Source organism: Limimaricola sp. AA108-03 (assembly GCF_050847355.1).
Lineage (GTDB): Bacteria > Pseudomonadota > Alphaproteobacteria > Rhodobacterales > Rhodobacteraceae > Limimaricola.
Genome location: NZ_CP193759.1, coordinates 200,625 through 226,203 on the forward strand (window position 1 = coordinate 200,625; position 25,579 = coordinate 226,203).

Consider the following 25,579-nt stretch of genomic DNA (forward strand, 5'->3'; position numbering starts at 1 on the left):
TCATTCCACATCGGCTCCACCGGACTCTGATGAACTTCGTCGCGCTGCCGCCGATCTCGTGGACACGATGATTAGGTCGCGACCGCGGGACAGAGCCGCGTCCCTAGCGGACGTCCCTTGGGCATGCTTTGAACTAATGCACTGTCGGTCCAGGGGATAGGTTTAACGGGCGATAGGTTTAACGGCTTGAACGCCAGGCCGGGCGTACAAGCCGCTACCAGCGCGTCAGACTTCCCCGTGGACCATCGGGCAAAGCGTCACCCTTCGACAACGAAGGCTGGCGGGTCAACTTCCTCCGCGAAGGCCATCCTTCGGGCGATAGAGAACCCGTCTCAGGCGCCCGACCATGCCTGCGTCGCTCTCGCGCTCTTCGGCCAGCATACGCTCCCTCGCCTCGTAGATATCGACCTCTCGTCGGAGATCGGCCACCGCGGCTTCCGCAATCGCGAGCTTGGCTTTCAGGTCGTCTATGTCGTGGCGGTTCTCCGGTGCCGCCGCCGGACACCAATGGATCATCTCGGTCTCCAGCCGCCTCTCGGCCGGTTGCCGAGCGCTGGGTCATTCCGATGCCCGGCATCGAAAAACCAACCGCCGAGAGCGCGTTTCGATCCCGCCTGCCTGCTGAAATTCAGGTGGTCGCGCATCAGCCTCGGCGATGCAGAATGCGTTTGAGCCGCGCCACGCGCCCGGCTTTGCCGTCCCGCGCTTTCGCTTCGACCTCCGCCGCCGTCCGCGCCTCGAAGATCTTGGTTTCGCGATACACATCCGCCGGGGCGGCCGCGACGATGCGAAGCCTTTTTGGGAGCATCGGCGATGTCGTTCCGGTTCTCGACCACCGGGGCCGACCCAGTTCGCTATGCCCTGCCCTGACTGCGCATGCGGCTCGAAGTCGCCTATCGGAACAATCCCGGCCATCGGGCCATTGGATCGCTGCACCCCTAAGGGCGCAACCTGAAGGATGTCCGCCGGGAGGGCGATTGGATGCAGGAACTGGCAGAACGAATGGGGCTTAGGACTGATCCGGTCATCTTCTTTGTCTCCGCCATTTGCACTGCGCTGTTCGTGCTGGCGCTGGTGATCGCGCCAGAGGAAATCGGCGATGCCTTTGCCGCGGGACGCGCCTGGATCGTGACGAATCTAGGCTGGTTCTTCATCCTCGGCGTCAATGTATGGCTCGGTTTCCTGATCTGGGCCGCGATGAGCCGGCATGGCCATATCCGGCTCGGGCCCCGCGACAGCCGGCCGGACTACACGAACCTATCCTGGTTTACGATGCTCTTCGCCGGCGGCATCGGCACGGTGCTGATGTTCTGGGGCGTGGCTGAGCCGATCAGCCATTTCTCGAACCCGCCGCTGCCGGGCGTCGAGCCCTTCTCGGAGCAAGCTGCGCGCGACGCGATCTCGATCGCCACCTATCACCTCGCGCTGCACACCTGGACGATCTTCGCGCTGCCGGGCCTCGCCTTCGCCTACTTTATCAACCGCTACGACCTGCCGGTGCGGGTCAGCTCGGTGTTCTACCCGCTTTTGAAGGAGCGCATCCACGGGCCATGGGGCAAGGCGATCGATATCGTCTCGATCCTCGGCACGCTGTTCGGCGTGGCGGTCTCGCTGGGCTTGGGCTCCTCGCAGATTGCCTCCGGCCTCTCGGCCCTGTTCGGCTGGGAGGCGGGGGTGCCGCTCAAGGTCGGCATTCTCGCGGTGCTCACGGGGGTCGCGGTGGTCTCTATCGTCGCCGGGCTCGACAAGGGCGTGAAGCTGCTGTCGAACATCAATATCGGCATGGCGGTCGGTCTGATGATCTTCGTTCTGATCACCGGCTCGACGCTGTTCCTGCTGCGCGGCATGGTCGAAACTTTCGGCCTCTATCTCGGCAATCTGCCCCGGCTTGCCTTTTGGAACGATATGCTGGCCGACACCAATCCTGAAAACGGCGACTGGGGCTGGCAGGGCGGCTGGACAGTGTTCTACTGGGCGTGGACGGTGACTTGGTCGCCCTTCATCGGTCTGTTCGTGGCAAGGATCTCACGCGGGCGAACGATCCGCGAATTCGTCTTCGGCGTGCTTCTGGCGCCGTCGCTCTTCACCCTGATCTGGTTCTCGATCTTTGGCTGGCAGGCGATGGAGATCGACGGTGTCGGCGCGGCCGCCCGCGCAGCGCTCGGCGAACAAGCAGGAAGCCTCAGCGCCGCGGTCGCGGAGTCGGTACCGCTCGCCATGTTCGCCTTCTTCGAGAGTTTCCCGCTGGCCGATCTGGTGCAGGGCATCGCGGTGCTGGTGGTGGCGATCTTTTTCGCAACCTCGTCGGACTCTGCCTCACTGGTGGTCGATATGCTCTGCACCGGCTCCGCCAAGCCCGGACCGGTCCGCCAGCGCGTATTCTGGGGCGTGTCTGAAGGGCTAGTGGCCGCGATGCTGCTGGTGCTCGCTGGCGATTTGGGACTAACGGCGTTGCAACAGGTTATCACGGTAGTGGGCCTTCCGATCTTTTGTCTCATCTTCGCTATGATCCCCTCGCTGATACGCGGATTCCGTACTGAGGAGATCGATCATGTTTCAGTCGGAAAGCGACCAGGTCTGTCGGACCTTTGAGGCCGGTCTGTGATAAAAGGTTGCTGACGTTGATGGGAGTTAGGACGTAAGTAACGGGGGCGTCCCAGCCTAGGTGTATGGTCCCGAGGTCAAGTGACACGGCTCTCAGTGGAACAGGTCGAGGTTCGTCTGCCACTCTCGCCAGATGAATTGGGCCGGGGTTAGCCCCTTGAGCGTCTTCAGACGCCGCGCCGTATTATAGGCGTCGATAAACAGAGCTAGGTGGCGCTCGAGCTGCGCGTGATCGTCGTAGTGGTAGCGTTTCACCGTGGCGTCCTCGATCGTCCTGTTCATCCGCTCGACTTGCCCGTTGGTCCAAGGGTGGTTTGGCTGGGTCAGTCGGTGTTCGATCCCGTTGGTCTCGCAGATCATGTCGAACCGCATGAGCCGCGAGGCGGCAGTGTTACGGTTGCGAGGCTGATCGGCAAACTGGATGCCGTAGCACCTATGGAAGGGAGGCCATGGGCGCCTGCGGAGCCCTCATATCGCGCGGCAGGTGGCCATGGCCGGGTCTCAGGTCTCTTACGGTGGTTGTTGCACACCACCCACCGAAGAGGAGGCCGACCATGACGCTGCAGGCAACGGTGCAGCGAAGAGCACGTCAGCTGCTGAATGGTCGGCTGCAGGGCATGGAGGCAATCATCGAGGGGCAGCAGAGAATGCCGCCTGAAGGCGACGATGATGGTTTCATCCGCCGGGCTCAGCACCGTCGAGCGGGGATCCGAAGGCCCCATCGGCAGGTCGGCGGTCGAGGAGCGCTTACGCCATTTCTGCACCGTCGTCGGGCTGGTCCCGTACCGCCGAGCAAGCTGCCTTACGCTCTCTTCACTACCTTGGATTGCTCGACGAACTGCCGCTGTCGTTCGGGCGCTGCCGTGAAGAACCTGTCCCATACCGTCTCCATCTCAGAGGCGGAGATCGTACCACCTCTTTGCGGGACTATTCACCTAAGGCATCGATGAAGAGCGGACCCTGCCGTCGCCTAATGCTTTCAAACGCTTGAACCTATTAATCCATCCCGTTTGCACCGGCCGCCAACATATCAGGCCGCTCTTCTTGATCGAAACGGGCAGAACGGCAGGTTGTCGTGGGTGCACAGTTGCGTAGGCGATGGAGTTCGCGTTCCGTCAAGAATTCGGCAGAGGTTGGTAGGCCTACGCCCACTTGAAGCACAAATAGCGAGGATGCACCGCCCAGAGGCAGACTACTCTTTATCCGACATCAAATCTGGCGTCAGCCTCGCCTCCGCTGCAGAGACCATTTGAAACATATCCGGCAGACGATGATGGCATTTTGCCAACACAGCCTAGAGAAAATCCAGCGTGAGGGCATCCGGCGGAGTTGCCGAAAAATCGATGTAATCGATGCGGAGCGGTTCGCTGCCGTCCATCTGTCCGACGAGTTCGATCCTTTCGTCCGTGCCGATCGCCACTTTGGAAATCAGGCGGCTTGTCGCCGTGGACCCGTTGGCCAGCGGGCTGCCGAGATCCTGGTCCCAGGCCCAGCTCTCGACCTCCCGCCCGTCCACCAGGACCGACAGGTTCGACACCCCGTCGGTTTCGTCGAAATAGCCGATGGTGAGGTCGTAGAACCCCTCCTGCCGGTCGAACATGTAGGACGTCCGCTGCTCGCCCCGACCGTCCGCCTGAAGCACCGCTCCCGCCGAGGCGGCGCCGAGCGAATTGAGCTTGAAGGCGACGTCGCGCGCGAGATCTTCGGCCTCGATCCGGAAGGGGGCGGGGGGGGACGCCGAAACATCCACCCCGAATGTCGCCAGAGCGTGCTGGACGGGCACCGGGTTGCCGCTCGTGTCATGGACCTCGAGGGCATTGAGGGTGACGCTGTAGAAGCCGTTGTCTGCGGCATCCCAGCTTCCGCCCGGCGCATTCACGATGTAGTCCACGCTCCGTGGGGTGCCGTCGGAGTCGTGATCGACCTCGACGCCCGATACGACCAGCAGGGAACCCGGCCCGCTGACCTGAATATCGCCCGCACCGATGCTCGAGACGTCGATCGCGACATTGTCGGAATAGGTCACGCGCAGTATCGCGCCCGGCGCTCCCGCCTGCGCGGCGCCTATGTCGGGCGCCAGCACAGCGTCGATCCTGGGCGGCACCGTATCCGGTCTTGCCGGGCGGAAATCGATGTGGTCCACGCGCAGCGGCTCGCTGCCGTCCTGCCGCCCGACAAGTTCGATCCTGGAGCCCTCGTCGATCGTCACGCCGGAGATATGCCGGCTCGTCGCCGTGGCCGCGTTCGCCAATGGACTGCCGAGGTTCTGGTCCCACAGCCAGCTGTCGATTGCGACGCCATCGACCAAGATCGCAAGGGTCGAGATCCCGTCGGTTTCGTCGAAATAGCCAAGCGTGAGATCATAAACCCCGCCGGGCCGGTCGAACAGATAACTTGCCCGTTGCTCGCCGGACCCGTCCGCTTGCAGGACCTTGCCGGACGAGGCGACCGCGAGGGCCTTCACCTTGAGCGCCACGTCACGAGTGAGATCTTCTGCCTCGACCCTGAACGGCTCGGGCGGCGGCATGCTTGCGAATTCGTCGATCCTCAGCTCCACCGCGCCGATATCCGGGGTGCTGCTCACGCCGGGCAGATCAATATCACGGGCCGCGCCCCGCTGGTCGGTCGCCAGCCCCAGCGGGTTGGCGCCCGCGTCGAGAGCCGGGCTGAGACTGCCTGGCAGATGCGTCAGCGTCGGGCCGCCATTGTCGGCGAGCGGGCTGAGGAAAGGTGCCACGGGCAAGGCAATCGTTCCGACGATGTCGCCGTTTATGCCGTCGCTGAAGATGCTGCCATCCCCGACCAGGTTGTGGCCAAGGCTGATCGCCGTGCCACCGTTTTCGGTCGTGTCGGCAGCCCCGTTCCCGGCGATGATGCTGGACGCGATCCGCGTCACGCCTTCGCTGAGCGGTATCTCTTCGAAGGGACCCCCAAGATAGACGCCGACGACGTTCTCCGTGATCGTGCTGTTGGAGATGCCGATCTCCCCCGAGCGGTTGTAGATTCCGCCGGGGTTCTCAAAGATGTGTCCGTCATAGCCATTGCCGGAGAAGGTCGAGTTCACGACAGCCACGTCCCTGAGGGCGCCGCCGGTCGAGTTGAAGAGACCCCAGAGCAGGTTATTGCTGATCGTGCTGTCCCGGGCATCCAGCGATCCCTCGTCGTTGAAGATGCCGGTCCCCTGGTGACCATCGACGGTGGTACCGAGGAGGGACAGATCACCCCTGTTCCACACGCCGCTATCCACGCCATCGCGGACCTCGGAATGGCGCATGGTCAGTTTTTCCTGGTTGTAGATGGCGCTGTCGGCGCCGGCATTCGTCAGCACCAAACCGTCCAGAACAACCTCACGGACCTCTTCACCCGAGCCGCGGGCGATCGTTGCGACGCGAGACAGCCCGTCGGCGTCGATCACCACGTCCGCCGTGCCGTCATCGTCGAGATCGCCATCGATGACCATCGATTGCGCGATGTCGAGCGCCGTTCCGCCCAGCACGATCGTCCCGCCGCCCGCGAAGGCCTCGCCCGGGCCGTCGGCGAAGCCGATGGTCGATCCGGGCGCGAAGGCGCCCCGGTTGACGGCCTCGATCGCCTCGCGCAACGAGGTGAGGCCATCACCCGGATCCACGACGTCGAGCGTGGTATCGACCGTAAGGGTGGTCGCGGGGGGCGGGGCGCCGTACTCGGCCGCATCCAGCTCCACCGCGCCGATGTCGGTCGTGCCGCCGATCCCGGGAAGGTCGGAATCGCGTGGCTTTCCCCGCTGGTCTGTCGTCAGCCCGTCCGGGTTGGCACCGGCGTCCAGCACCGGGCTGTCGGCGAGCGGTTCATGCGTGGCGGTCGGCCCGCCGTTCAACCTCAGCGGCAAGAGTTTCGGATCGACCGGTGTCGTGGAGGTTCCCACGATATCCCCCAGAACGCCATCCTGGAACGCGCCATTGGCCCCGTCACCATTCGCGATCAGGTTGTTGCCAAGGCTCAGAAAGCCATCGCCGGAAGCGCTTTCGACGATCGTCGAGCCGATCCGGATCATGGCCTCATGCGACTCGATACCGCCTGCCAAGGTACTGTTCACAAGGTCGAGACTGGCGCGGTAGGCCGAGACCAGCGGGTGGGAGCCGGGACCGCTGATGGTGCTGTTCTCTATCCGTGCGGTCGGATTCGATCCGAAAAACCCGCCGAGAAACAGATCCTGACCGTCGCCTCCGTAAGTCACCTCGTTCCCGGAAATGGTGCTGCGGCTGATCAGCAGATGGCCTCCCGCATGGTATAGGCCTCCGCCAGCCCCGAAATCGACGGTGCCGATGCGGTTGTCGCTGATCGTGGACTCCGTGACGGTCAGGTCGCCGCGGTTGAAGACCCCTGCCCCGTAAGCGTAACTGCCGGTATTCTCCCGGATCTCGCTCGCTGCGAGCGTCATCGTGCCCGTGTTGAACAGACCTCCACCCGCGCCGTAGCGGCCGTCGATCCGGTTGCCGGACATCATGATCCCCTGCCCCAGGAACGTCCCGGCGTTCGAAATTCCGCCCCCAAGATAGGCACTGCTGCCGGTGACGGCGCTGTTCAGGAGGGACAGATCCTCTAGGTTCTCCACGCCACCGCCCGCCTCGTCTTCCGGCGCCGCCCCGTTCGTAAGGATCAACCCGTCCAGGATGACGGGCAGCTCGGTGGAGGCGTCCCCGTCGTCCACGCGGAAGACCCGCGATCCCCGCTGCGCATCGATCGTGACGTCCGGCATGCCGTCGTCATCCAGATCGCCATCGATGGTCATCGATTGGGTGAGCGTCAGCGGCCCCGACCCTCGGGCGTAGGTGATCGTGCCTCCCGCCTCGAAGGCCTCCCCCGGGGCGTCGGCGAAGCGGATCGTCGAGCCGGGCGCAAAGAGGCCATCGTTGATGAAGCCGATCGCTTCGCGCAGCGAGGTCTGCCCGTCGCTGCCGTCAACGACGTCGTCCAGGGTGGTCACCGTCAGGCTCGGCACCTCCTGCGCCGCCCCGGCAGGGCTGAAATCGACATAGTCGAGGCGTACGGGTTCGTCCCCATCGCGCGCACCCCGCAACTCGATCACGTCTCCCGGCTGCAGCGCGACATCTCCGATCCGACGCACAAGGTGAGTCTCTTCGGAAGCGAGGTGGTTGCCCAGATCCCGGTCCAGGACGAAGCCACCGGCTTCTACACCGTTCACGAACAGCCTCAACCCGGCCGTCCCGTCATTCTCGTCGTAATGGCCGATATCGAGATCGTAGATTCCCGCCGTTCCTGAAAAAACGATCTCGGCTCGGGATTCGGTCGTCTTGTTCAGGGCCTTGAGATTCTGGCCGCCGGACGACGTGCTTAGGGATTCGATCTTGAAACCCTCGATGATGTTGAAACTTTCCGCCTCGATCCGAAACGCAACCATGACCATGACCATGACTCCCGGCGTCTGCAGTGGAATCTTGCGACAATAAAAAGATCGGCGCTGAAAAGCGCATTATGCACTTCAGCGTTTCGATGGTGAACTCTACCACTTTACGCCGCGCAAAACGAGCGCCGATCTCGATATGGTTGCAGAAGGGAACCATAATGCGCAGGATCCTCTCGGAGGTTCATAAGGCCGCGAAATCTGCCTATGGTTTTCATCGAGAGGTACTGGAGGTCGCGCCTGTGCATGCAATTCATTTCATCTCCGGCCTGCCACGCTCGGGATCGACGTTGCTGGCGGGAATTCTCCGGCAGAATCCAAGATTTACGGCGGCGATGACCGGACCGGTCGGAGGGCTGCTAACAACCCTCCTGAACGCTATGGGACCGCAAAACGAAACGTCCGTGTTTCTCGACGATGCGAAACGAAGGCGGATCCTACGCGCGGTGGTTCAGGCCCACTACGACGAGCCGGGCATGCAGGGCGTGATCTTCGATACCAACCGGATATGGTGCGCGCAGCTTCCGCTTGTCCAAGCGCTGTTCCCGCAGGCGAAGATCCTGTGCTGCGTGAGAAACGTCGCATGGATCATGGACAGCTTCGAACGCCTTGTCAGACGAAATGCCTTCGAGCCTTCGAAGTTGTTCTTTACCGCAGAAGAGCGGGCTACCGTCTACAGCCGAGTGGAAGCCTTGGCGAACCGTGACCGTGTGGTGGGATTTTCCTATTCAGCGATGAAAGAGGCCTATTACGGCGAACATTCCTCACAGATTCTCCTGATCGATTACACGATCCTCGCCAGCAGGCCGGAGGCTTGCCTGCGTCTCATCTATGAATTTCTTGATGAGGCATGGTTCGAGCATGACTTCGAACGGGTTGAATATGATGAACCCGAATTCGACCGTCATCTCGGTGCCCGGGGTCTGCACAAGATAAGCGGGCCGGTTCGCCTCGAACCGCGGCAAACGATATTGCCCCCCGATCTGTTCGAGCGGTTCGACAAGCTCGCATTCTGGACCAATCCCCAGAAATCGGCGTCCTGGCGCATCGTCGAGGATCAGCAGAACCATTCGACCACGGAGGCGCGCTGATCAGGGCAAAGCTGACTGATCAAGAACGCCGATGCCGTCGCGGGGGCGGTCACATCATCACTGCCCTCATGTGCCCCGGCAGATCTCTTCGACGCGGGCCAGCTGATAGAGGACACAGTCCGATTTCATTGACTTGAGCTCGACCGCCCCGGCGCCGGGCCGCGCAGTCGCAACCCGGCCATGGCTTGTGCGGTGTCAGTCGGACGACCGCTTGCCTTTCCTGCCTTTGCCCTTGTCGTCATGCTTTTGGTCGGCTCTATCGCCGTCCCGGCCGCGGCTCCGACCTTTCTTGTGGTCATCATCATCGTCGTCTTCATAGTCGGTTTCGTGGCCACCCCGACCTCGGCCGCGACCACGGCCTTTCTTGTCGTCTTTGTCATCATATTCGGCCTTGTCGCGACCCTTGCCCCGACCCTTCTTGTCGTCGTCATCGTCATCCTCGGCTTTGTCGCCGCCGCCACCTCGACCCTTTCCGGACCACTTCCTGTCGCCCGGATGATCATCATCATACTTTTCGGCATGATCGCGAACCCGAACGAAATCCTTGGGCTTGCTGCGAATTCGATAGCGGGGCCGGTCGTCGTCCGCGTCCGCCTTTTCATACTCCTTTTTCAGGACCTTGAGCTTCCTATCGTAGACGACCTCAACCTTCCTGCCGTTTTTGACGGCTTCCACCTTGTATTGGGTGGGGCCCTCCTCGATCTCGACTCGGGTATACTCAGCGGCTCGATACTTCTGCATGAGCATCTCCCCCTTCGGCGACGCGAGGGCGGGCGTCGCTCCGAGAGCGACGAAAGCTGTCGCAGCCATGAATACCTTGCGCATGTTTCCAACCCTTCATGAAAATCACCCGACCATGATAGCAGCCCGTGGCAACGCGCAGAGGCCCTCGACACCGCGCATCTGGGGCAAATGACGCGATTGGCCTGGATCAGATGGGCATTGACGGTGCGACCGCCCTCCGATGGCATCGGTGCGGCAAGGTGGGTTTGCAACAAACCACGTTGAAGGGCGGTCACAACATAAGAGCCCATTCCGGCTCACACTTTGACCGGCCACGATCGAATTGGTCGTTAGTATCAAGGCAGGAAACGGCGCACTCCTGCATTGGCCTGATTCGAGAAAAATTGCGGCCAAGAGCAACAAATCAAGCAACCGAAACTGTTTTTCGGTCGTCAAAATCACACTCGTCGAGCTGTGGTGATCAACGATAAATTCAGCGGCGATCTAAGCGCCTTGAACAAATCGGATATCTCCGCCCGGATACCGGAGACGAACGATCCGCGCGGAGATCGAATCAAAAGAAATCAACGCTTCAAATCAACAGGCCACGCAAACGCAGGTCCGGCACCTCAGGGGTGTATTCGGGCTTCCTCAAGGTTACCGCAAGGAACGCTCTGCAAGATACATAAGTCTAATAAAAATGGTAACTTAGTCCGCATTTCCATCTTGCGTATTAACACCTACAGATGAGTGTACTTTTCGAAGTTCGAGCCTAAGGCTGCTCGCACTGGCAAGTGATTTTCAAGACAGAAGCAAATCAGGCCGCGAAACACTTCGCGGCACGGGCCTTTCTGTCCGTACCAATCCGAGGGGATTGACCCATGGTTACCAATTTCATTGTCAACAAGCACGACCTTCAATTCATCTTGCAGCAGATCAAGATTTCCGAGGCTCATGCATCGGGCACCGATATCACCGAGGCAATCCGGCAGGTCTACGGCGTCGATGCCGAGGACGCCGCGCTGTTGCCCGCGGGGCTTCGCACCGTCGATGGGACGCTGAACAACCTGCTGCCTGGACAGGCTTATTTCGGCGCCGCCCAGACCAAATTCCCTCGGCTGCTCGATCCCGTTTACAGGAACGACAACGACGGTGATTCCATCGATTTCGACGGGGCGGGCCCTTCTCCCGCCATTACCAATACCGACTACGGCGTCGTCGACGGCCAGGGTCATGTCGGCACCGGAACCGTGGTGGACGCCGATCCGCGCACCATCTCGAACCTCATCGTCACCCAGGACGTCTCCAACCCCGCCGCGATCCGCGCCGCGCTGAAGCTCGCGGGTGTCGAGGGCCCCGCCCAGACGGCGGCCACCAACGCGATCAGCGCCGCTTACCGGGCCACGCTGAACGCCAATGGCGCGAATGCCGAGGTGGCTGCTGCCACGGCAGTGGTTGCAGAGGCCAGTGCCGACGCGTCTGCGGCCAACGCCGCCCTCGCCGCTGCCTCTGCGCTGCAATCGCTTTACGCCGCGGGCCTGTCCGCGGCAGAGGGGCTTCCAGCGACGATGACCACCGCCCAGACCGCGGTGCAGGGCCTGATCGCCGCGCTTCGCATGATCACCGACGAACCAGCCCCGGTTCCGGAGTTCAACCTCAGCCCTCCGGACCAGGCGACCTTCATCGATATGGCCGCATACAATGAGGCGCACGCCGCCTGGCGCGCGTCCGACCAGACCGCCACCGAGCCACAGCTGCTCGACTTCCTCGACGGCGACGGTTTCACAGCGGCAACGACAGAGTTCGACGACGCGCAGTCAGCCCATACCGCCGCAGAAGCTCAATACGACACTGATTTCGCCGCCTACAACGCCACCTTGGCCACCGCGACCCTCGCCTATCAGACCGCCGTGACGGCCGTTGGAAATGCCGAAGCGGCGGCCGGTGATGTCGTGACCGCACTTGGCGACAGCACCACCCCCGGTGTTCTGACCTTGCAGGCCATGGCGACCACCCTGCGCACCGAGATCGAAGGGATTGCCATAGGCACCCTCAATTCAGGCGACGCGGAAACGGTTTCGGGTGCCCTTGCCGACTTCACCGGCGCACCGGGGCTCGCGCAATCGAACATGGATGACCTCGGCGCGCTCAAGAGCATTGCCGACACGGACCTCGCCGCGGCCCAAGCGGAAGCGGATGAGGCCTCGGCCGTACTCGACGCGGCCAACGCCGAACTCGCGATCGTTCAGGCCGCTGCCGACACGTCGGGCACGCCCGAGGAAGCCGCGGCAGCTCTGCAGGATCTGCTCGACCAGTTCGGCATTCAGGTCGGCGAGGATGGGGGGTTTATCATCGAGAACCAGTCGCCCGACATCGGCCTCTCGGCCTCCTTCAACACCGCCATGACGATCTTCGGCCAGTTCTTCGACCACGGTCTGGACCTCGTGAACAAGGGCGGCAACGGTACGGTCTATATCCCGCTCGAGGCCGACGATCCGCTGATCGCGGGCGCCGACAAGGTATTCGGCACGGCCGACGATCTACCCGAGCATCTGCACTTCATGACGCTGAGCCGAGCCACCCCGACCTGGGATGCCGACGGCACCGCGCAGCATGTCAACGCCACGACCCCATGGGTTGACCAGAACCAGACCTACACCTCGCACGCCTCGCATCAGGTCTTCCTCCGCGAGTATGTCCGCAAGAACATCGGCGACGGCGAGAAGGCCTATTCGACCGGTCATCTGCTCGACGGCAAGGCCAGCACCGGCTTCGGCAACAAGGACGGCGCCCTCGCCAACTGGGGCGAGGTCAAGGCGCAGGCGCTCTCGATGCTCGGCATCCGCCTGCAGGACACCGACGTGCACCGCGTGCCGCTGCTGCTGACCGATCAGTACGGCAACCTGATCCTCGGAAACCAGGGCTATGCCCAGCTGGTGATGGCGCCCGATGAAGACCATGCCGAAACTTGGCTGAAGGAGGGCACCGCACAAGGCGTCACCACCGAGGGCAGCTTCGCCAGCGGCGTCGCCTTCTTGGCCGACATCGCCCACACCGCCGTTCCCACCGACCTGCTCGACGAGAACGGCGAGGTCCGCACGGTCGATCATGACCGCAATCCGGGCACCCCCGAAGTGCTTGTCAGCGCGATCGCAGCCGATGGCGACGACGTGGCCGGCAACGCGGTGGGGACAAACCAGCGGGGCCAGATCACCGAGTATGACAACGAGCTTCTCGACAGGCACTTCATCTCGGGCGACGGCCGGGGCAACGAGAACATCGGCCTGACCGCGATTCACACCGTGTTCCACTCGGAGCACAACCGCGTCGTCGAAGCCGACAAGCAGACCATCCTCGATAGCGGCGATCGGGCTTTCATCAACGAGTGGCTGCTGGTCGATCTCGGCCCGAACGATCCGATCCCGACCAGCGTGGACGACCCGGCGCTCGAATGGGACGGGGCGCGCCTGTTTCAGGCCGGGCGCTTCTCGACCGAGATGCAGTACCAGCACATGGTCTTCGAAGAGTTCGCGCGACGCATCCAGCCCGCCATCGATCCCTTCGTGTTCACCAACACCGCCGATATCGACGGCTCGATCATCGCCGAGTTCGCCCACACCGTGTACCGGTTCGGTCACTCGATGCTGAACGGCTCGGTGGACCGGCTCGACAACGATCTCGGCGTCGTCGGTGGCGGCGATCAGCTCTCCCTGATCGAGGCTTTCCTGAACCCGGTCGAATATCTCGACGGCGGCACGGACGTCGCGGCTATTCAGGGTGCGCTGTTGCGCGGCATGTCGCGCGACGTCGGCAACGAGATCGACGAGTTCGTCGTCCCGGCGCTGCAGTCGAACCTCCTTGGCCTGCCGCTCGATCTCGCCGCGCTCAACATCGCGCGCGGCCGCGAGACCGGCGTGCCGTCGCTCAACGAGACCCGCGCGCAGCTCTCCGATGATTTCGGCCTGCCGGACCTGAAGCCCTACACGAGCTGGAACGATTTCGTCCAAAACATCAAGAACCCGCTTTCGGTGATCAATTTCATCGCCGCCTACGGGACCCACACCACGATCGAGAATGCCGGGACTCTCCAGGCGAAGCGTGATGCGGCTACCCTGCTCGTCCTCGGCGGCGCCGGGGCGCCGGAGGACCGGATCGACTTCCTCAACGCCCGCGGTGCCTATGTCAGCGAGAAGGGGGGCCTCGACAATGTCGACCTCTGGATCGGCGGCCTCGCCGAGCGGCTGAACGAATTCGGCGGCATGCTGGGCTCGACCTTCAACTTCATCTTCGAATACCAGATGGAGCGCCTGCAGAACGGCGACCGGTTCTACTACCTGTCCCGGACGCAAGGCCTGAACATGCTCAACCAGCTTGAGCAGAACACGTTCTCCGACATCATCATGCGCAACAGCGATCTCGGCGATAAGTACGCGACGCATCTGAGTTCGCATATCTTCGTCACGCCCGACATGATCCTCGAGTTGGATCGCGGGATCGCCCAGGAGGACTACAACCCCGACGACACCTCTCCCAATCGCTCCGGTTCCGATCCGGTGTGGGACGATCCGATCCTGCAATCGCTCGATCCCAAGGTGACCCGCTCCTACAGCGGCGTGACGGCGGATGGCGGCCACGACGTCGGCGGGACGCTGCAGTTCCGCGGCGGCGAGCACGTGGTGATCGGCGGCACCGAGGGTGACGACCGGCTGATTTCCGACATCGGCGACGACACCATCTGGGGCGATGGCGGCGACGACTACATCAACAGCGGCCAAGGCGCCGACGAAGTTTATGGCGGCGATGGTGACGACATCATCGAGGATCCGTTCGGGGAGAACTTCCTGCGCGGCAACGCCGGCAACGACGTCATCTCCACGGCGCGGGGCTTCACGCTGGCCTTCGGAAACGAAGGCGACGATGCGATCTTCCTCGGCCAAGATGCAGCCGAAGCCTTCGGCGACGAGGGGAACGACTTCATCCTTGGCAGCTCCGGCCCCGACCTGCTGCACGGCGGGGAGGGCGACGACTGGATCGAGGGTGGCGAAGGCTTCGACGTCATCGCTGGCGAGAACTCGGAGTTGTTCTTCAACTCCTCGATCATCGGCCACGACGTTGCCTGGGGTCAGGGCAACGACCAGGACTACGATCTGGAATCGGGGGACGACATCGCTCTGTCGGGCATCGGCGTCCAGCGCTTCGAAGGCATGTTCGGCTTCGACTGGAGCACCGCCAAGTTCGATGTCGCCGGCGTCGACCAGGACATGGCGATCCCGATCTTCACCACCGACCCGCAGCAGATCCTGCGCGATCGCTTCGATCAGATGGAGGCCCTGTCAGGCTGGAAGTTCGATGACAGGCTCGCCGGCGACGACCGCGGACAAATTCTCGGCGGTGTCGGACCGGGGGCCGAGGCGGAAGCGAGCTTCACCAACCACATTCTCACCCAAGAAGGTATCAATCGCATCGACGGCCTCGAAGAATGGATGGGCGGCGCGCGGGAGACGCTCTTCGGCGCCGTCCCGGGCGCAGACGTCTCGAGCTACCGTGACGGTAACATCCTGATGGGCGGCAACGGCAACGACATCATCATGGGGCGCGGTGGCTATGACCTCATCGACGGCGATGCCTGGCTGAACGTGCGGATCCGCATCATGGTCGGCGGCACCGAGTATACCGCCGAGTCGCTCACCACCGACACGATGGTAGCGGGCGCAAAGGCCGGCAGGGTCTACAACGTCGAGACGGGCGAGCTCGCCTTCGGGGGCCGCTCGCTCAAGTCGCTGCTGCTCGACCGGACCATCAAGCCTGGCGACATGAGCATCGTGCGCGAGATCAAGTATGACGACACCCCGCAGAACAACATCGACACCGCCGTGTTCCGCGGCACCTTCGCCGAGTACAGCATCGAGGGCCGCGGCCACTTCATCGACTTCAACGGGGATGGCGACTTTGATGATCCGGGCGAGGACGTCGCGCAGGCCGCCTACGACCTGAACGGCGACGGCTTCATCGCCGTCACCGATCTCGACGATGGCAGGACTGGCGCGATCGTCGATGGGGTCGCGTTGCCGACGCGCAACCAGCTCACCGATGACACGGATCTGCTGAAGAACATCGAGATGCTGCAGTTCTCCGACCAGACGATCGACATCCGCAACGCCGCCAATGGCACCAACCAGCGGGCGACGGGTCTCGTGGAGATTGCGGATCCGACGCAGCTGCTCGGCGGTGTGACGCCCTTCGTGGGCCAGGTGCTGAGTGCGGCGGCCTTCGATCTCGCCGACGCCGACGGCTTGGCGCTGGGGGCGAACGGCCTGCCCCAGGGGTTCCAGATCGAATGGCAGTCCATGCTGGGCGGCAAGCCGACCTGGACCACGGTGGCGACCAACCAGATCGAGTACACGGTGCGCGAGACCGACATCGAGGGCAGCCTCCGCGCGGTGGCCGTCTTCAAGGACAATAACGGCATCACCGAGCGGGTCTACTCCGCTGCAACGGCAACGCCGACGGCCCCCTTCTCGGTCGAGGAGAATGCGGCCCCAGGCACGCTCGTGACCACACAGATACCGCCCACCCACGAAGGGGAAGCCGGGCAGTTCCATCAGATCCGTGCGGGCTTCGATGCCGGTGGCCGGTTCGAGGTGGTCCAGAGCGGGCAGGACTTTCTGGGTAACCCGCTCTACCAGTTGGTCGTCGCCGGTGGAGACATGGACTACGAGTTCCAGGACCCCTTCCAGATCGTCGACAACCAGTACCAGATCGTGATCGACACCTACGATCTCGATCCGGCAGCGGGCGGCGATCTCATCGACAGCCGCGAGTTCACCATCCTTCTGCAGGACGTCGTCGAAGCGCCGCCTGCCATCGTCCTCTCGATCACCGATGCGCCGATGCAGGTCGAGACCGGCGACACGGGAGCCACCAACCTGGCCTTCGGCCTGAGCGTCGATAATCCCGGCTTCACCGGCACTCTGACGGTGAGCTTCAGCGTCGGCACAGCGGCCGCCCAGACCCAGGCCGTCAGCTTCGCCGGCGGGCTCGGCGCGCTGATCGTGCCGGTCGACAATGACGCCTTGGCCAATGGCGTGGAGACGGTGGCAGTCACCCTGACCGGGGCCACCGGCACCGGCGTGGTGGCGACGCTCGGCACCGCGACCGCCAGCGGCACGGTCACCGAGGACGACGTCGTTCCCGTCATACTGTCGATCGCCAATGCGCCGACGATGGCCGAGAGCGGCGACACCGGAACCACCGATCTCGCCTTCGGCCTGAGCCTGGACGACACCAGCTTCAGCGGCGCTCTGCAGGTGAGCTTCGACACCGGCACGGCGACCAACCAAACCCAGACCGTCAACTTCACGAACGGGGTCGGCACGCTGACCATGTCGGTCGCCAATGACGACGTCGACGACGGCGACGAAATGGTGACGGTCACCCTGACCGGGGCGACCGGGACCGGTGCGGCGGTGACGCTCGGCACCGCCATGGCCACCGGCATGGTCACCGAGGACGATGTGGCGCCCCCGCCTGTCGACGTCCTTCTGTCGATCACCAACGCGCCGATGCAGGTCGAGACCGGCGACACCGGGACCACCGACCTCTCCTTCGGGCTGAGCCTGAGCGACACCGGCTTCACCGGCACCCTGACGGTGACCTACGACACCGGCACGGCGACGGGCCAGAGCCAGGACATCAGCTTCGTCAACGGGGTCGGCACGCTGACCATGTCGGTCGCCAATGACGACGTCGACGACGGCGACGAAATGGTGGCGGTCACCCTGACCGGGGCGACCGGAACCGGTGTGGCGGTGACGCTCGGCACCGCGAGCGCCAGCGGCACGGTCACCGAGGACGACGTCGCGGCGCCACCGCCGGGTGGCAGCGTGCTGCCGATCGACTTCAACGCCAACCCGCTCCTGAGCTACAGCGGCCAGGACAAGACGCCGCAGGGCTTCCAGATCGACCCCGACGGCGCCGGCATCACGCTGAGCGGCAACATCTGGAAGAAGACCCTGCTGCCCGGCGGCACCTTCACCGTCGGCGCCGACACGGTGCTGCGCTTCGACGTGACGATGGAGAACGGCACCGCCGAATTCGTCAGCATCGGCCTCGAGAACGACGACAACTACAAGACCACCGACGACCTGCTGTTCCAGGTGTTCGGCTCGATCAACATCGCGAGGTTCGACCAGTCGGTGCGCAACGACTACACCACCGTGGGCCAGACCGTGAGCTACGAGATCCCGCTGGCGGCGCATGCCGGACGGACCTTCGACTACCTGGCGCTGATCAACGACGACGACGCCGCGCAGAGCTCGATCGTGCGCTTCTCGAACGTCGAGCTGGTGCAGGGCAGCGCGCCGCCGCCACCCCCGCCGACCGGGCCGGTGCTCTCGATCACCGATGCCCTGACGGTGGCCGAGACCGGCGACACCGGGACCACCGATCTCGCCTTCGGGCTGAGCCTGAGCGACACCGGCTTCACCGGCACCCTGACGGTGACCTACGACACCGGCACCGCAACGAACCAGAGCCCGGACGTCAGCTTCGTCAACGGGGTCGGCACGCTGAGCGTGCAGGTCGCCAATGACGACGTCGACGACGGCGACGAAATGGTGGCGGTCACGCTGACCGGGGCGACCGGAACCGGTGTGGCGGTGACGCTCGGCACCGCGAGCGCCAGCGGCACGGTCACCGAGGACGACGTCGCGGCGCCACCGCCGGGTGGCAGCGTGCTGCCGATCGACTTCAACGCCAACCCGCTCCTGAGCTACAGCAACCAGGACCAGACGCCGCAGGGCTTCCAGATCGACCAGGATGGCGCCGGCATCACGCTGAGCGGCAACACCTGGAAGAAGACCCTGCTGCCCGGCGGCACCTTCACCGTCGGCGCCGACACGGTGCTGCGCTTCGACGTGACGATGGAGAACGGCACCGCCGAATTCGTCAGCATCGGCCTCGAGAACGACGACAACTACAAGACCACCGACGACCTGCTGTTCCAGGTGTTCGGCTCGATCAACATCGCGAGGTTCGACCAGTCGGTGCGCAACGACTACACCACCGTGGGCCAGACCGTGAGCTACGAGATCCCGCTGGCGGCGCATGCCGGACGGACCTTCGACTACCTGGCGCTGATCAACGACGACGACGCCGCGCAGAGCTCGATCGTGCGCTTCTCGAACGTCGAGCTGGTGCAGGGCAGCGCGCCGCCGCCACCCCCGCCGACCGGGCCGGTGCTCTCGATCACCGATGCCCTGACGGTGGCCGAGACCGGCGACACCGGGACCACCGATCTCGCCTTCGGGCTGAGCCTGAGCGACACCGGCTTCACCGGCACCCTGACGGTGACCTACGACACCGGCACCGCAACGAACCAGAGCCAGGACGTCAGCTTCGTCAACGGGGTCGGCACGCTGAGCGTGCAGGTCGCCAATGACGACGTCGACGACGGCGACGAAATGGTGGCGGTCACGCTGACCGGGGCCAGCGGCACCGCCGCGCCGGTGACGCTCGGCACCGCGAGCGCCAGCGGCACGGTCACCGAGGACGACGTCGCGGCGCCGCCTGCAAGCGTCGTTCTCTCGATCGCCGACGCGCCGACGGTGACCGAGGCCGGCGACACCGGGGCCACCGATCTCGCCTTCGGGCTGAGCCTGAACGACACCGGCTTCACCGGCAGTCTGCAGGTGGCCTACGACACCGGCACGGCGACGAGCCAGAGCGTCAGCTTCGTCAATGGGATCGGCTCGCTGGCCGTGTCGGTGGCCAATGACGATGTGGACAACGGCACCGAGACGGTGACGGTCACCCTGACCGGGGCCAGCGGCGCCGGCCCGACCGTGACGCTCGGCACCGCGAGCGCCAGCGGCATGGTCATCGAGGACGACGTCACCACCGGCGGCGGGACCGTGTCGACGGTCGTCACGCCGATCGGCGCCTCCTCCGACGACTGGGAGCAGTTCGGCGGCGGCGGCAGCGGCGACCTCGAGTTCGGCCTGAACGGCAGCCGGGCGCAGGCTGTCGGGATGCGCTTCGAGGGGATCGACATCCCGCAGACGGCGACCATCACCGACGCCTACCTGCAGTTCACCTCGCTCGAGACCTCCTCGGGGGCCGCGAACCTCACCATCGGCATCCAGGGCAGCGAGACCGCCGCCACCTTCTCCTCCGGCGCGCCGCCGCAGTCGCGCGTCGCCGTCGACGAGTTCGCCTGGTCGAATGTCGAGCAGTGGACCGCCGGGGGCACCTACCGGACGCCCGACATCAGCGGGCTGATCGAAACGGTGATCGGCGCCGACGGGGCCACGAACGCCGCCCTGGCCTTCATCGTCGAGGGCAGCGGCAGCCGGGTGGCCAGCAGCTTCGACAGTGGCGCCGGGCCCGCGCTGGTCCTCGTGCTCGACGACGGAAGCGCGCTCACGATGTGAGCTCACGCATGCGCCCCCAGCCGGAAGAGCGGCCGGGGGCGCATGACGCGGGCGAGGCAGAACAAGGCGGTCCAAAGGACTGACGGTAGAGCCGTGAGAAGGCGCTGATGACGGCCGCTCTCGGGTGCCCATGGGGATAGGGGTTGGTCGACGCCGGATCTGCTGACCGTCATGGAACTTGTCGAGGCCGCCGCCGACGACGTCTTCGTCGGCTTTCGGATCATGGATCCGCTCAGGCTCTTTGCGCGGGCGCAGCATGTGTTTGGTAGCCCCATGCAAATGCGCCGCACCATCCCTGCATCGGCCACCCCTCGATATCGTCCTAGTTCGAGATCCGCCGCCTCCGGTCGATCAGCAGTATATTCACTTGGTCAGGCGCTGCGTCGAGTTCTGAAATGGCCTGCCGCATCTCCTGCGCCGAAGCCGCTCTCTGATCCGGCTGCGGCTATGGGCCGTATCTCACATCTCGGCGCCTTCGAGCAGCTGGCCTTCAGGCTCATCGCTCGGGTCCACACCGGGCCCCATGCCAGTGCCTGCCGCCCTCTCGGAGCGCCGTACTGTTTGCACAGGCCGCGCTAGAGGATCGCCCGGCGCGTTCAGTACCCGGATCAGGCTTAGCGACAGCTCCGGGCCGGTCGGATCCCCACCTTGGCTTCCATTCTGCGCTATGCGTGGCAGCAGGTCGCCCTTGGAAATCCGGGTGCTTTCGAAACCTGCACTCGCAACGGCTTCGGCCAGGGCGATCTCCAAGCGCCAGAGATTTCCGACCTCGGGCTCGGTCCGGGCCATGGCCTCCAGGCGCGCGGTCAGAACCTCGGCCCGCACAAAGGTTAAGACGGCACTTCGCGTTTCTTCGGCGTGGGTGAAGGCCCTCAGACAAGTCTCTGCTATAAAACAGGATATTCAAACTACTTGAGGATGGATGAACCCATTTTCACTTGTCTATGGGGATAGTAGATGTGTTTTGTCAGGCCCAAAATATCAAGGGTCGGAAAAGGTGATCCGTTCAGTCCGATCCCGCCCTATTGGTGGAACGGAAGCCTCAGCTTCGTTCCGCCCCCTTGAAGCCAAAGGAGTTTGAGCCTGAGGCCTGCCCTCCCCTACCGGTTGGACCACAGCCGCCTGCGACTTGCCGGCGCCTTCAAACGAACGTATTCTCAAGTATAGTTAAAATGGATGCGCCATGTTCTGGCAGCCGCAGGAGGGCTTGATCGATGGTAACGTCCGTCTCACCTGCATTCGCAGGCCGAACCACAGGATCCAGCATGACCACGTTCCCAAGCCATCGGACCAAGATCAATCGCGCCATGCGGCTGGCCGAGGTTGGCGAGCATAGGACTACCGCTGAGGCCTTACTTCGTGCCCTCCCCGAGAGCGTGATAGCACGCGTCACCGAGCATGAGCTTGCCGAGCTTCTCGATGCCGTGTGGAAGCTCTCCCAAAACTCCATAGCGAGTGCGGAAACCGAGCCCGTCAGCGACGGCGGGGTCTGCGACGAGGACAAGCAGGCATTCCGGGAGTTGGCTTAATGACCGCAGTCGCTGCGGTGCAGATCTAGCGCGAAAGAGATCATCATGGACCTCCCTTCCCCTGCCCTCGAGCCGATGCCGCGCGAGGGGTTCGCCCGGATCGCCGAACATCTGAGCGAGGTGCCGAGCGGCTCGCCATTCCAGGAGATGGTCGAGGTCGTGTTGTGCGATGAGATGGCGCGCTGATGGCACTCATAGGCTACGCCCGCGTCTCGACCGACCTTCAAGACACTGCGGCACAGCGCCGCGAACTGAAATCGGCAGGCTGCACCGAGATCCACGAGGAGTTCGCCTCGGGCGCCGCGCGCGCCCGGCCAGTCCTCGCGAAGCTCGTGGCGAGCCTCGGCCGGGGCGACGTGCTGGTCGTCGTGCGCATCGACCGCCTCGCCCGCTCGCTGTCGCACCTACTCGAGGTCATCGAGACGCTGGAAGCCCGAGGGGCGCATTTCCGATCTCTGGGCGATCCGATCGACACCACTTCGCCGCAGGGCAAGTTCACGCTACAGATCCTCGGCGCTACAGCGGAGTTCGAGCGGGCGCTGATCCGCGAGCGGACGATGGCAGGGCTCGCATCTGCGCGGGAGAAGGGCCGCGTCGGCGGCAATCCCAGGCTGCGGGATCGCGACCCGGAGGCGATCGCCAAGGTGAGCCGCGCGCGCGACCGCAGCTACTTCGACAAGCTCAACGGCGAGGCGCAGCACTGGCTGCCCGCCGTGCGGCAGTTCCGGCCCCGGCTGCCCTGGGAGGATGTCGTGCGGATCATCAACAGCCGGCATTCAAGCGCGAAGCCTTGGACCGTCGAGCGACTGCGGCGCGCCGCCGGGCGCTTCGTGAAGGATGGGCTGCTGGATCGTGCCGTGCTCGACCGCGCCCCGCCTGCGCAGAAGGACGACCGGATCCTGGCGATCATCGCAGGTATCAAGAGCTCGGCGCCGGAGATGACGCTGAAGGAGATCGCGGCGCGCCTCGAGGCGATGCGAGAGCCGACGCCCCGGGGCCGCTCGAAATGGGCGACGTCCTCCGTAGCCCATTTCCTGTCACGTGCCGCCGAAGCCGGGCTTCTCGGCGAAGAGGCTCGGCACGGGAGGCCGTAAACAAGATCGACTGTCGTTTTACTACCTCTGCGCATGCTTGGCCGCGTCGCTGAGCTTGCTGCTGCTCACCATGGCCTCCTTGCCTCCGAATTAGCGACGAAGACGTCCACGTACCATGGAGCTATTCAAAGCGATGCCATAGCAAGGCGACGAGGCCGGAACCGCAGAGCATTTCTCGCTTCTAAGTGCTGCCGTTCAAGAGGCACGGCCGATGGTGCGTGAGGCCAATGACCACCGGGGGCATCGCGCCCCTCCCTGACTGCAAAGCGAAAGTTCATGATTGTCAACGGCGGACCAAAAATCGGCCACGCGGCGGCGCAAAACCAGGCCAGCGGCGCGGCGGCAAGCGCCATGCCGCGCCCGCTTGCCCCGTAGCTGGGGCGTGGCATGGCGCATTGGCCCGCGAGGCCAATTCATCCGGCGAGGATCAGGTGGGGGCTGCGGCCTTTCGTGCCCGGCTTTGGCCGAGCCGATAGCTGTCGCCATTCATCTCGAGGATATTGACGTGGTGGGTCAGCCTGTCGAGCAGCGCGCCGGTCAGGCGTTCGGTGCCGAAGGTTTCGGTCCACTCATCGAATGGCAGGTTGCTGGTGATCATCGTCGAGCCACGCTCATAGCGCTGCGAGATCACCTCGAACAGGAGTTCGGCGCCGGTCTTCGACAAGGGCACGAAGCCCAGCTCGTCGATGATGAGCAGCTTGACGGCGGCCAGCTGCTTTTGCAGGCGAAGCAGCCGGCGCTCGTCGCGGGCCTCCATCAACTCGCTGACCAACGCGGCGGCCGTGATGAAGCTCACCGACAGCCCTTTCTGGCAGGCGGCCAGCCCCAGCCCGAGGGCGACATGCGTCTTGCCGGTTCCACTGGGCCCCAAGGCAATGACATTCTCGCGCCGGTCGATCCATTCGCCCCGGGCGAGCTCCAGCACCTGCATCTTGTTCAGCTTGGGGATCGCCTTGAAATCGAAGCTGTCGAGGCTCTTGGCCGCCGGGAACTTCGCGGCCTTGATGCGGCGCTCGACCATCCTGCGCTCGCGGTCGATCAGCTCCAGCTCGACCAGGCGGGCCAGGAACTGAACATGGTCCAGCCCCTCGATGGCGCATTGGCGGCCGAGCTTCTCGTATTCCCGCAGGAAGGTGGGCAGCTTCAGCGTCTTCAGATGATCCGCGAGCAGGATCTTCGGGGTGTCGATCATGCCGCATCCCCCGACAGGAGCGCCATGTAGCTGGCGGCCTTCGTGGTCCCGACAGTCGCGCGCGGCAGATAGGGGTAGACGTCGAGGTCCAGCTTCGGCGGCCGTTTTTCGACCTGGCAGAGAACGAGATGCTTTACGGCATCGAAGCCGACCGCGCCCAAGTGCAGCGCCTTCCTCACGGCGGCGTGGAGATCGTCGATGTCGAAGGTCTCCAGCAGGCGCAGGACCTGCACATACTCCCGCCGTCCTGCCTTGGTCATTCGCGCTTCCATCAGGCGGCGCAGGGTCGCGAACTCCGACGGCAGGTCCCATTCGGCCAAGGGGGCTGCTTGGTCCAAGGCGTTGATCTTGCGCTCGATCAGCGGGAGGTAATGGACCGGGTCGAAGACCATGTCCTCGCGGTCGTAGCAGCGGGGGTGGCGCGCGATGACTTGGCCGCCGCAGCCGATCACGACCGCGTCGACATACCCCCTGATCCAGACGTCGCGGTGGCCATAAGCGACCGGCACCGAGTAATCGTTGGTCCTGTAGCGCACCAGGGCTTGGGAGCTGACCCGCCCGGTGGCCTGATCGCAGGCATCGAACGGCGCGGTCGGCAGGCCGGCCATCGCTGCCAGATCCCGCGCCAGCCGCTCTCCAATGGTCTCTGATTGGCCGCGTAGGACATCAGCCTGGCGCTTGCGGCATTGCCCCGCCATGTAGGCATTGAACGCGTCCCAGCTCGCGAACCGCGGGAGCGGCACCATGAAGTTGCGGCGGGAGTAGCCGACCAGGCCCTCTGCGTTGCCCTTATCGTTTCCCTTGCCTGGACGGCCGTAGCGGTCGCGAAGCAGGTAGTGCGACAGAAACCCGCTGAAGAGCGTGGCACGCTTGCGCGTTCCGTCCGGCAGGATCTTCGCAACCAGGCAGCGGTCGTTGTCGTAGAGGACCGAGGCGGGCACCTTGCCGAAGAATGCAAAGGCATGGACGTGGCCGTCGACCCAGGCTTCCGCTGTCGCCGCCGGGTAAGCCCGCACGAAACAGGCATCGCTGTGCGGCAAGTCCATGACGAAGAAATGCGCCTTCTGTTCGATCCCGCCGATGACGACCACCGCCTCGCCGAAGTCGGCCTGGGCATGACCGGGCGGATGCGCCAGCGGCACGAACATCTCGCGGCCGCGCCGTTCGCGCTCCCGCATGTAATCCTTCACGATCGTGTAGCCGCCGGTGAACCCATGCTCGTCGCGAAGCCGCTCGAACACCCGCTTGGCCGTGTGCCGCTGCTTGCGGTGAACCGCGCGATCCCCCTCCAGCCAGCCATCGATGATCCCCGTATAGGCATCCAGCTTCGGCCGCTTCACGGGCGCCGTGCGGCGGTATCCGGGCGGCACAGAGAACGCCATCATCTTGGCTACGCTGTCGCGCGAGATGTTGAAATGACGCGCCGCCTCTCGCTGGCTCATTCCCTCGGCACAGGCCAGTCGCACCTTGCGATACAAGTCCACGGTGAAAATCCTCCCGCCCTCCCTGCCT

General features: G+C 64.1%; 12 protein-coding genes and 1 pseudogene. 6 read left to right on the plus strand and 7 right to left on the minus strand.

What is annotated here, in order from left to right; all coding sequences use genetic code 11:
• Positions 1-285: 285 nt before the first annotated feature.
• On the minus strand, positions 286-516 hold the full coding sequence (locus tag ACRAQ3_RS18935; RefSeq protein WP_432256751.1) for a hypothetical protein: 231 nt from the start codon (positions 514-516) through the stop codon (positions 286-288).
• Between the two features lie 465 nt (positions 517-981).
• Here ACRAQ3_RS18935 and ACRAQ3_RS18940 point away from each other — a divergent pair, with 465 nt between their 5' ends.
• Positions 982-2,592, plus strand: coding sequence for a BCCT family transporter (locus ACRAQ3_RS18940; RefSeq protein ID WP_432256752.1), 1,611 nt, complete (start codon positions 982-984; stop codon positions 2,590-2,592).
• A gap of 105 nt (positions 2,593-2,697) precedes the next feature.
• On the opposite strand, the pseudogene ACRAQ3_RS18945 reads toward ACRAQ3_RS18940, so the two are convergent.
• Together ACRAQ3_RS18945 and ACRAQ3_RS18950 are read right to left on the minus strand one after the other, a co-directional pair.
• Positions 2,698-3,485 (minus strand): annotated as a pseudogene (locus ACRAQ3_RS18945) (integrase core domain-containing protein).
• A gap of 413 nt (positions 3,486-3,898) precedes the next feature.
• Positions 3,899-8,011 (minus strand): choice-of-anchor Q domain-containing protein, encoded by a 4,113-nt coding sequence (locus ACRAQ3_RS18950; protein WP_432256753.1) that lies wholly within the window; start codon positions 8,009-8,011, stop codon positions 3,899-3,901.
• Positions 8,012-8,169: 158 nt separating this feature from the next.
• On the opposite strand from ACRAQ3_RS18950, the gene ACRAQ3_RS18955 reads away from it, so the two are divergent.
• Positions 8,170-9,099: a sulfotransferase family protein gene (locus tag ACRAQ3_RS18955; RefSeq protein ID WP_432256754.1), complete on the plus strand. Its 930-nt coding sequence runs from the start codon at positions 8,170-8,172 to the stop codon at positions 9,097-9,099.
• 195 nt (positions 9,100-9,294) lie between these two features.
• Here ACRAQ3_RS18955 and ACRAQ3_RS18960 read toward each other — a convergent pair whose 3' ends face one another.
• Positions 9,295-9,924, minus strand: coding sequence for a hypothetical protein (locus tag ACRAQ3_RS18960; RefSeq protein ID WP_432256755.1), 630 nt, complete (start codon positions 9,922-9,924; stop codon positions 9,295-9,297).
• Positions 9,925-10,703: 779 nt separating this feature from the next.
• Here ACRAQ3_RS18960 and ACRAQ3_RS18965 point away from each other — a divergent pair.
• Complete coding sequence (locus tag ACRAQ3_RS18965) at positions 10,704-20,252, plus strand: peroxidase family protein (protein ID WP_432256756.1); 9,549 nt, start codon at positions 10,704-10,706, stop codon at positions 20,250-20,252.
• A gap of 459 nt (positions 20,253-20,711) precedes the next feature.
• On the opposite strand, the gene ACRAQ3_RS18970 is transcribed toward ACRAQ3_RS18965, so the two are convergent.
• A complete protein-coding gene (locus tag ACRAQ3_RS18970) occupies positions 20,712-21,041 on the minus strand; it encodes a hypothetical protein (protein ID WP_432256757.1) in 330 nt (109 codons plus the stop codon).
• A gap of 476 nt (positions 21,042-21,517) precedes the next feature.
• Here ACRAQ3_RS18970 and ACRAQ3_RS18975 point away from each other — a divergent pair, with 476 nt between their 5' ends.
• The 3 genes from ACRAQ3_RS18975 to ACRAQ3_RS18985 are packed head-to-tail and all read left to right on the plus strand — an operon-like array spanning position 21,518 to position 22,875.
• The gene (locus tag ACRAQ3_RS18975) at positions 21,518-21,781 is read left to right on the plus strand and encodes a hypothetical protein (RefSeq protein WP_432256758.1); all 264 of its coding nucleotides are present in this window, start codon (positions 21,518-21,520) and stop codon (positions 21,779-21,781) included.
• A 45-nt stretch (positions 21,782-21,826) separates the two neighbouring features.
• Positions 21,827-21,967, plus strand: a complete 141-nt coding sequence (locus ACRAQ3_RS18980) for a hypothetical protein (RefSeq protein WP_162620521.1) — start codon at positions 21,827-21,829, stop codon at positions 21,965-21,967.
• The gene (locus ACRAQ3_RS18985; RefSeq protein ID WP_432256759.1) at positions 21,967-22,875 is read left to right on the plus strand and encodes a recombinase family protein; all 909 of its coding nucleotides are present in this window, start codon (positions 21,967-21,969) and stop codon (positions 22,873-22,875) included. Before ACRAQ3_RS18980 ends, ACRAQ3_RS18985 begins: the two co-directional genes overlap by 1 nt.
• 427 nt (positions 22,876-23,302) lie before the next feature.
• Here ACRAQ3_RS18985 and istB read toward each other — a convergent pair whose 3' ends face one another.
• A complete protein-coding gene (gene istB, locus ACRAQ3_RS18990; RefSeq protein WP_432256760.1) occupies positions 23,303-24,067 on the minus strand; it encodes an IS21-like element helper ATPase IstB in 765 nt (254 codons plus the stop codon).
• Positions 24,064-25,551, minus strand: coding sequence for an IS21 family transposase (istA, locus tag ACRAQ3_RS18995; protein WP_432256761.1), 1,488 nt, complete (start codon positions 25,549-25,551; stop codon positions 24,064-24,066). Before istA ends, istB begins: the two co-directional genes overlap by 4 nt.
• Positions 25,552-25,579: the final 28 nt, after the last annotated feature.

Bases quoted from the DNA above. Each gene is read 5' to 3' on its own strand.
- ACRAQ3_RS18935 (WP_432256751.1), bottom strand. From the start codon at position 516: ATGATCCATTGGTGTCCGGCGGCGGCACCGGAGAACCGCCACGACATA.
- ACRAQ3_RS18940 (WP_432256752.1), top strand. From the start codon at position 982: ATGCAGGAACTGGCAGAACGAATGGGGCTTAGGACTGATCCGGTCATC.
- ACRAQ3_RS18950 (WP_432256753.1), bottom strand. From the start codon at position 8,011: ATGGTCATGGTTGCGTTTCGGATCGAGGCGGAAAGTTTCAACATCATC.
- ACRAQ3_RS18955 (WP_432256754.1), top strand. From the start codon at position 8,170: ATGCGCAGGATCCTCTCGGAGGTTCATAAGGCCGCGAAATCTGCCTAT.
- ACRAQ3_RS18960 (WP_432256755.1), bottom strand. From the start codon at position 9,924: ATGCGCAAGGTATTCATGGCTGCGACAGCTTTCGTCGCTCTCGGAGCG.
- ACRAQ3_RS18965 (WP_432256756.1), top strand. From the start codon at position 10,704: ATGGTTACCAATTTCATTGTCAACAAGCACGACCTTCAATTCATCTTG.
- ACRAQ3_RS18970 (WP_432256757.1), bottom strand. From the start codon at position 21,041: ATGGCCCGGACCGAGCCCGAGGTCGGAAATCTCTGGCGCTTGGAGATC.
- ACRAQ3_RS18975 (WP_432256758.1), top strand. From the start codon at position 21,518: ATGACCACGTTCCCAAGCCATCGGACCAAGATCAATCGCGCCATGCGG.
- ACRAQ3_RS18980 (WP_162620521.1), top strand. From the start codon at position 21,827: ATGGACCTCCCTTCCCCTGCCCTCGAGCCGATGCCGCGCGAGGGGTTC.
- ACRAQ3_RS18985 (WP_432256759.1), top strand. From the start codon at position 21,967: ATGGCACTCATAGGCTACGCCCGCGTCTCGACCGACCTTCAAGACACT.
- istB (WP_432256760.1), bottom strand. From the start codon at position 24,067: ATGATCGACACCCCGAAGATCCTGCTCGCGGATCATCTGAAGACGCTG.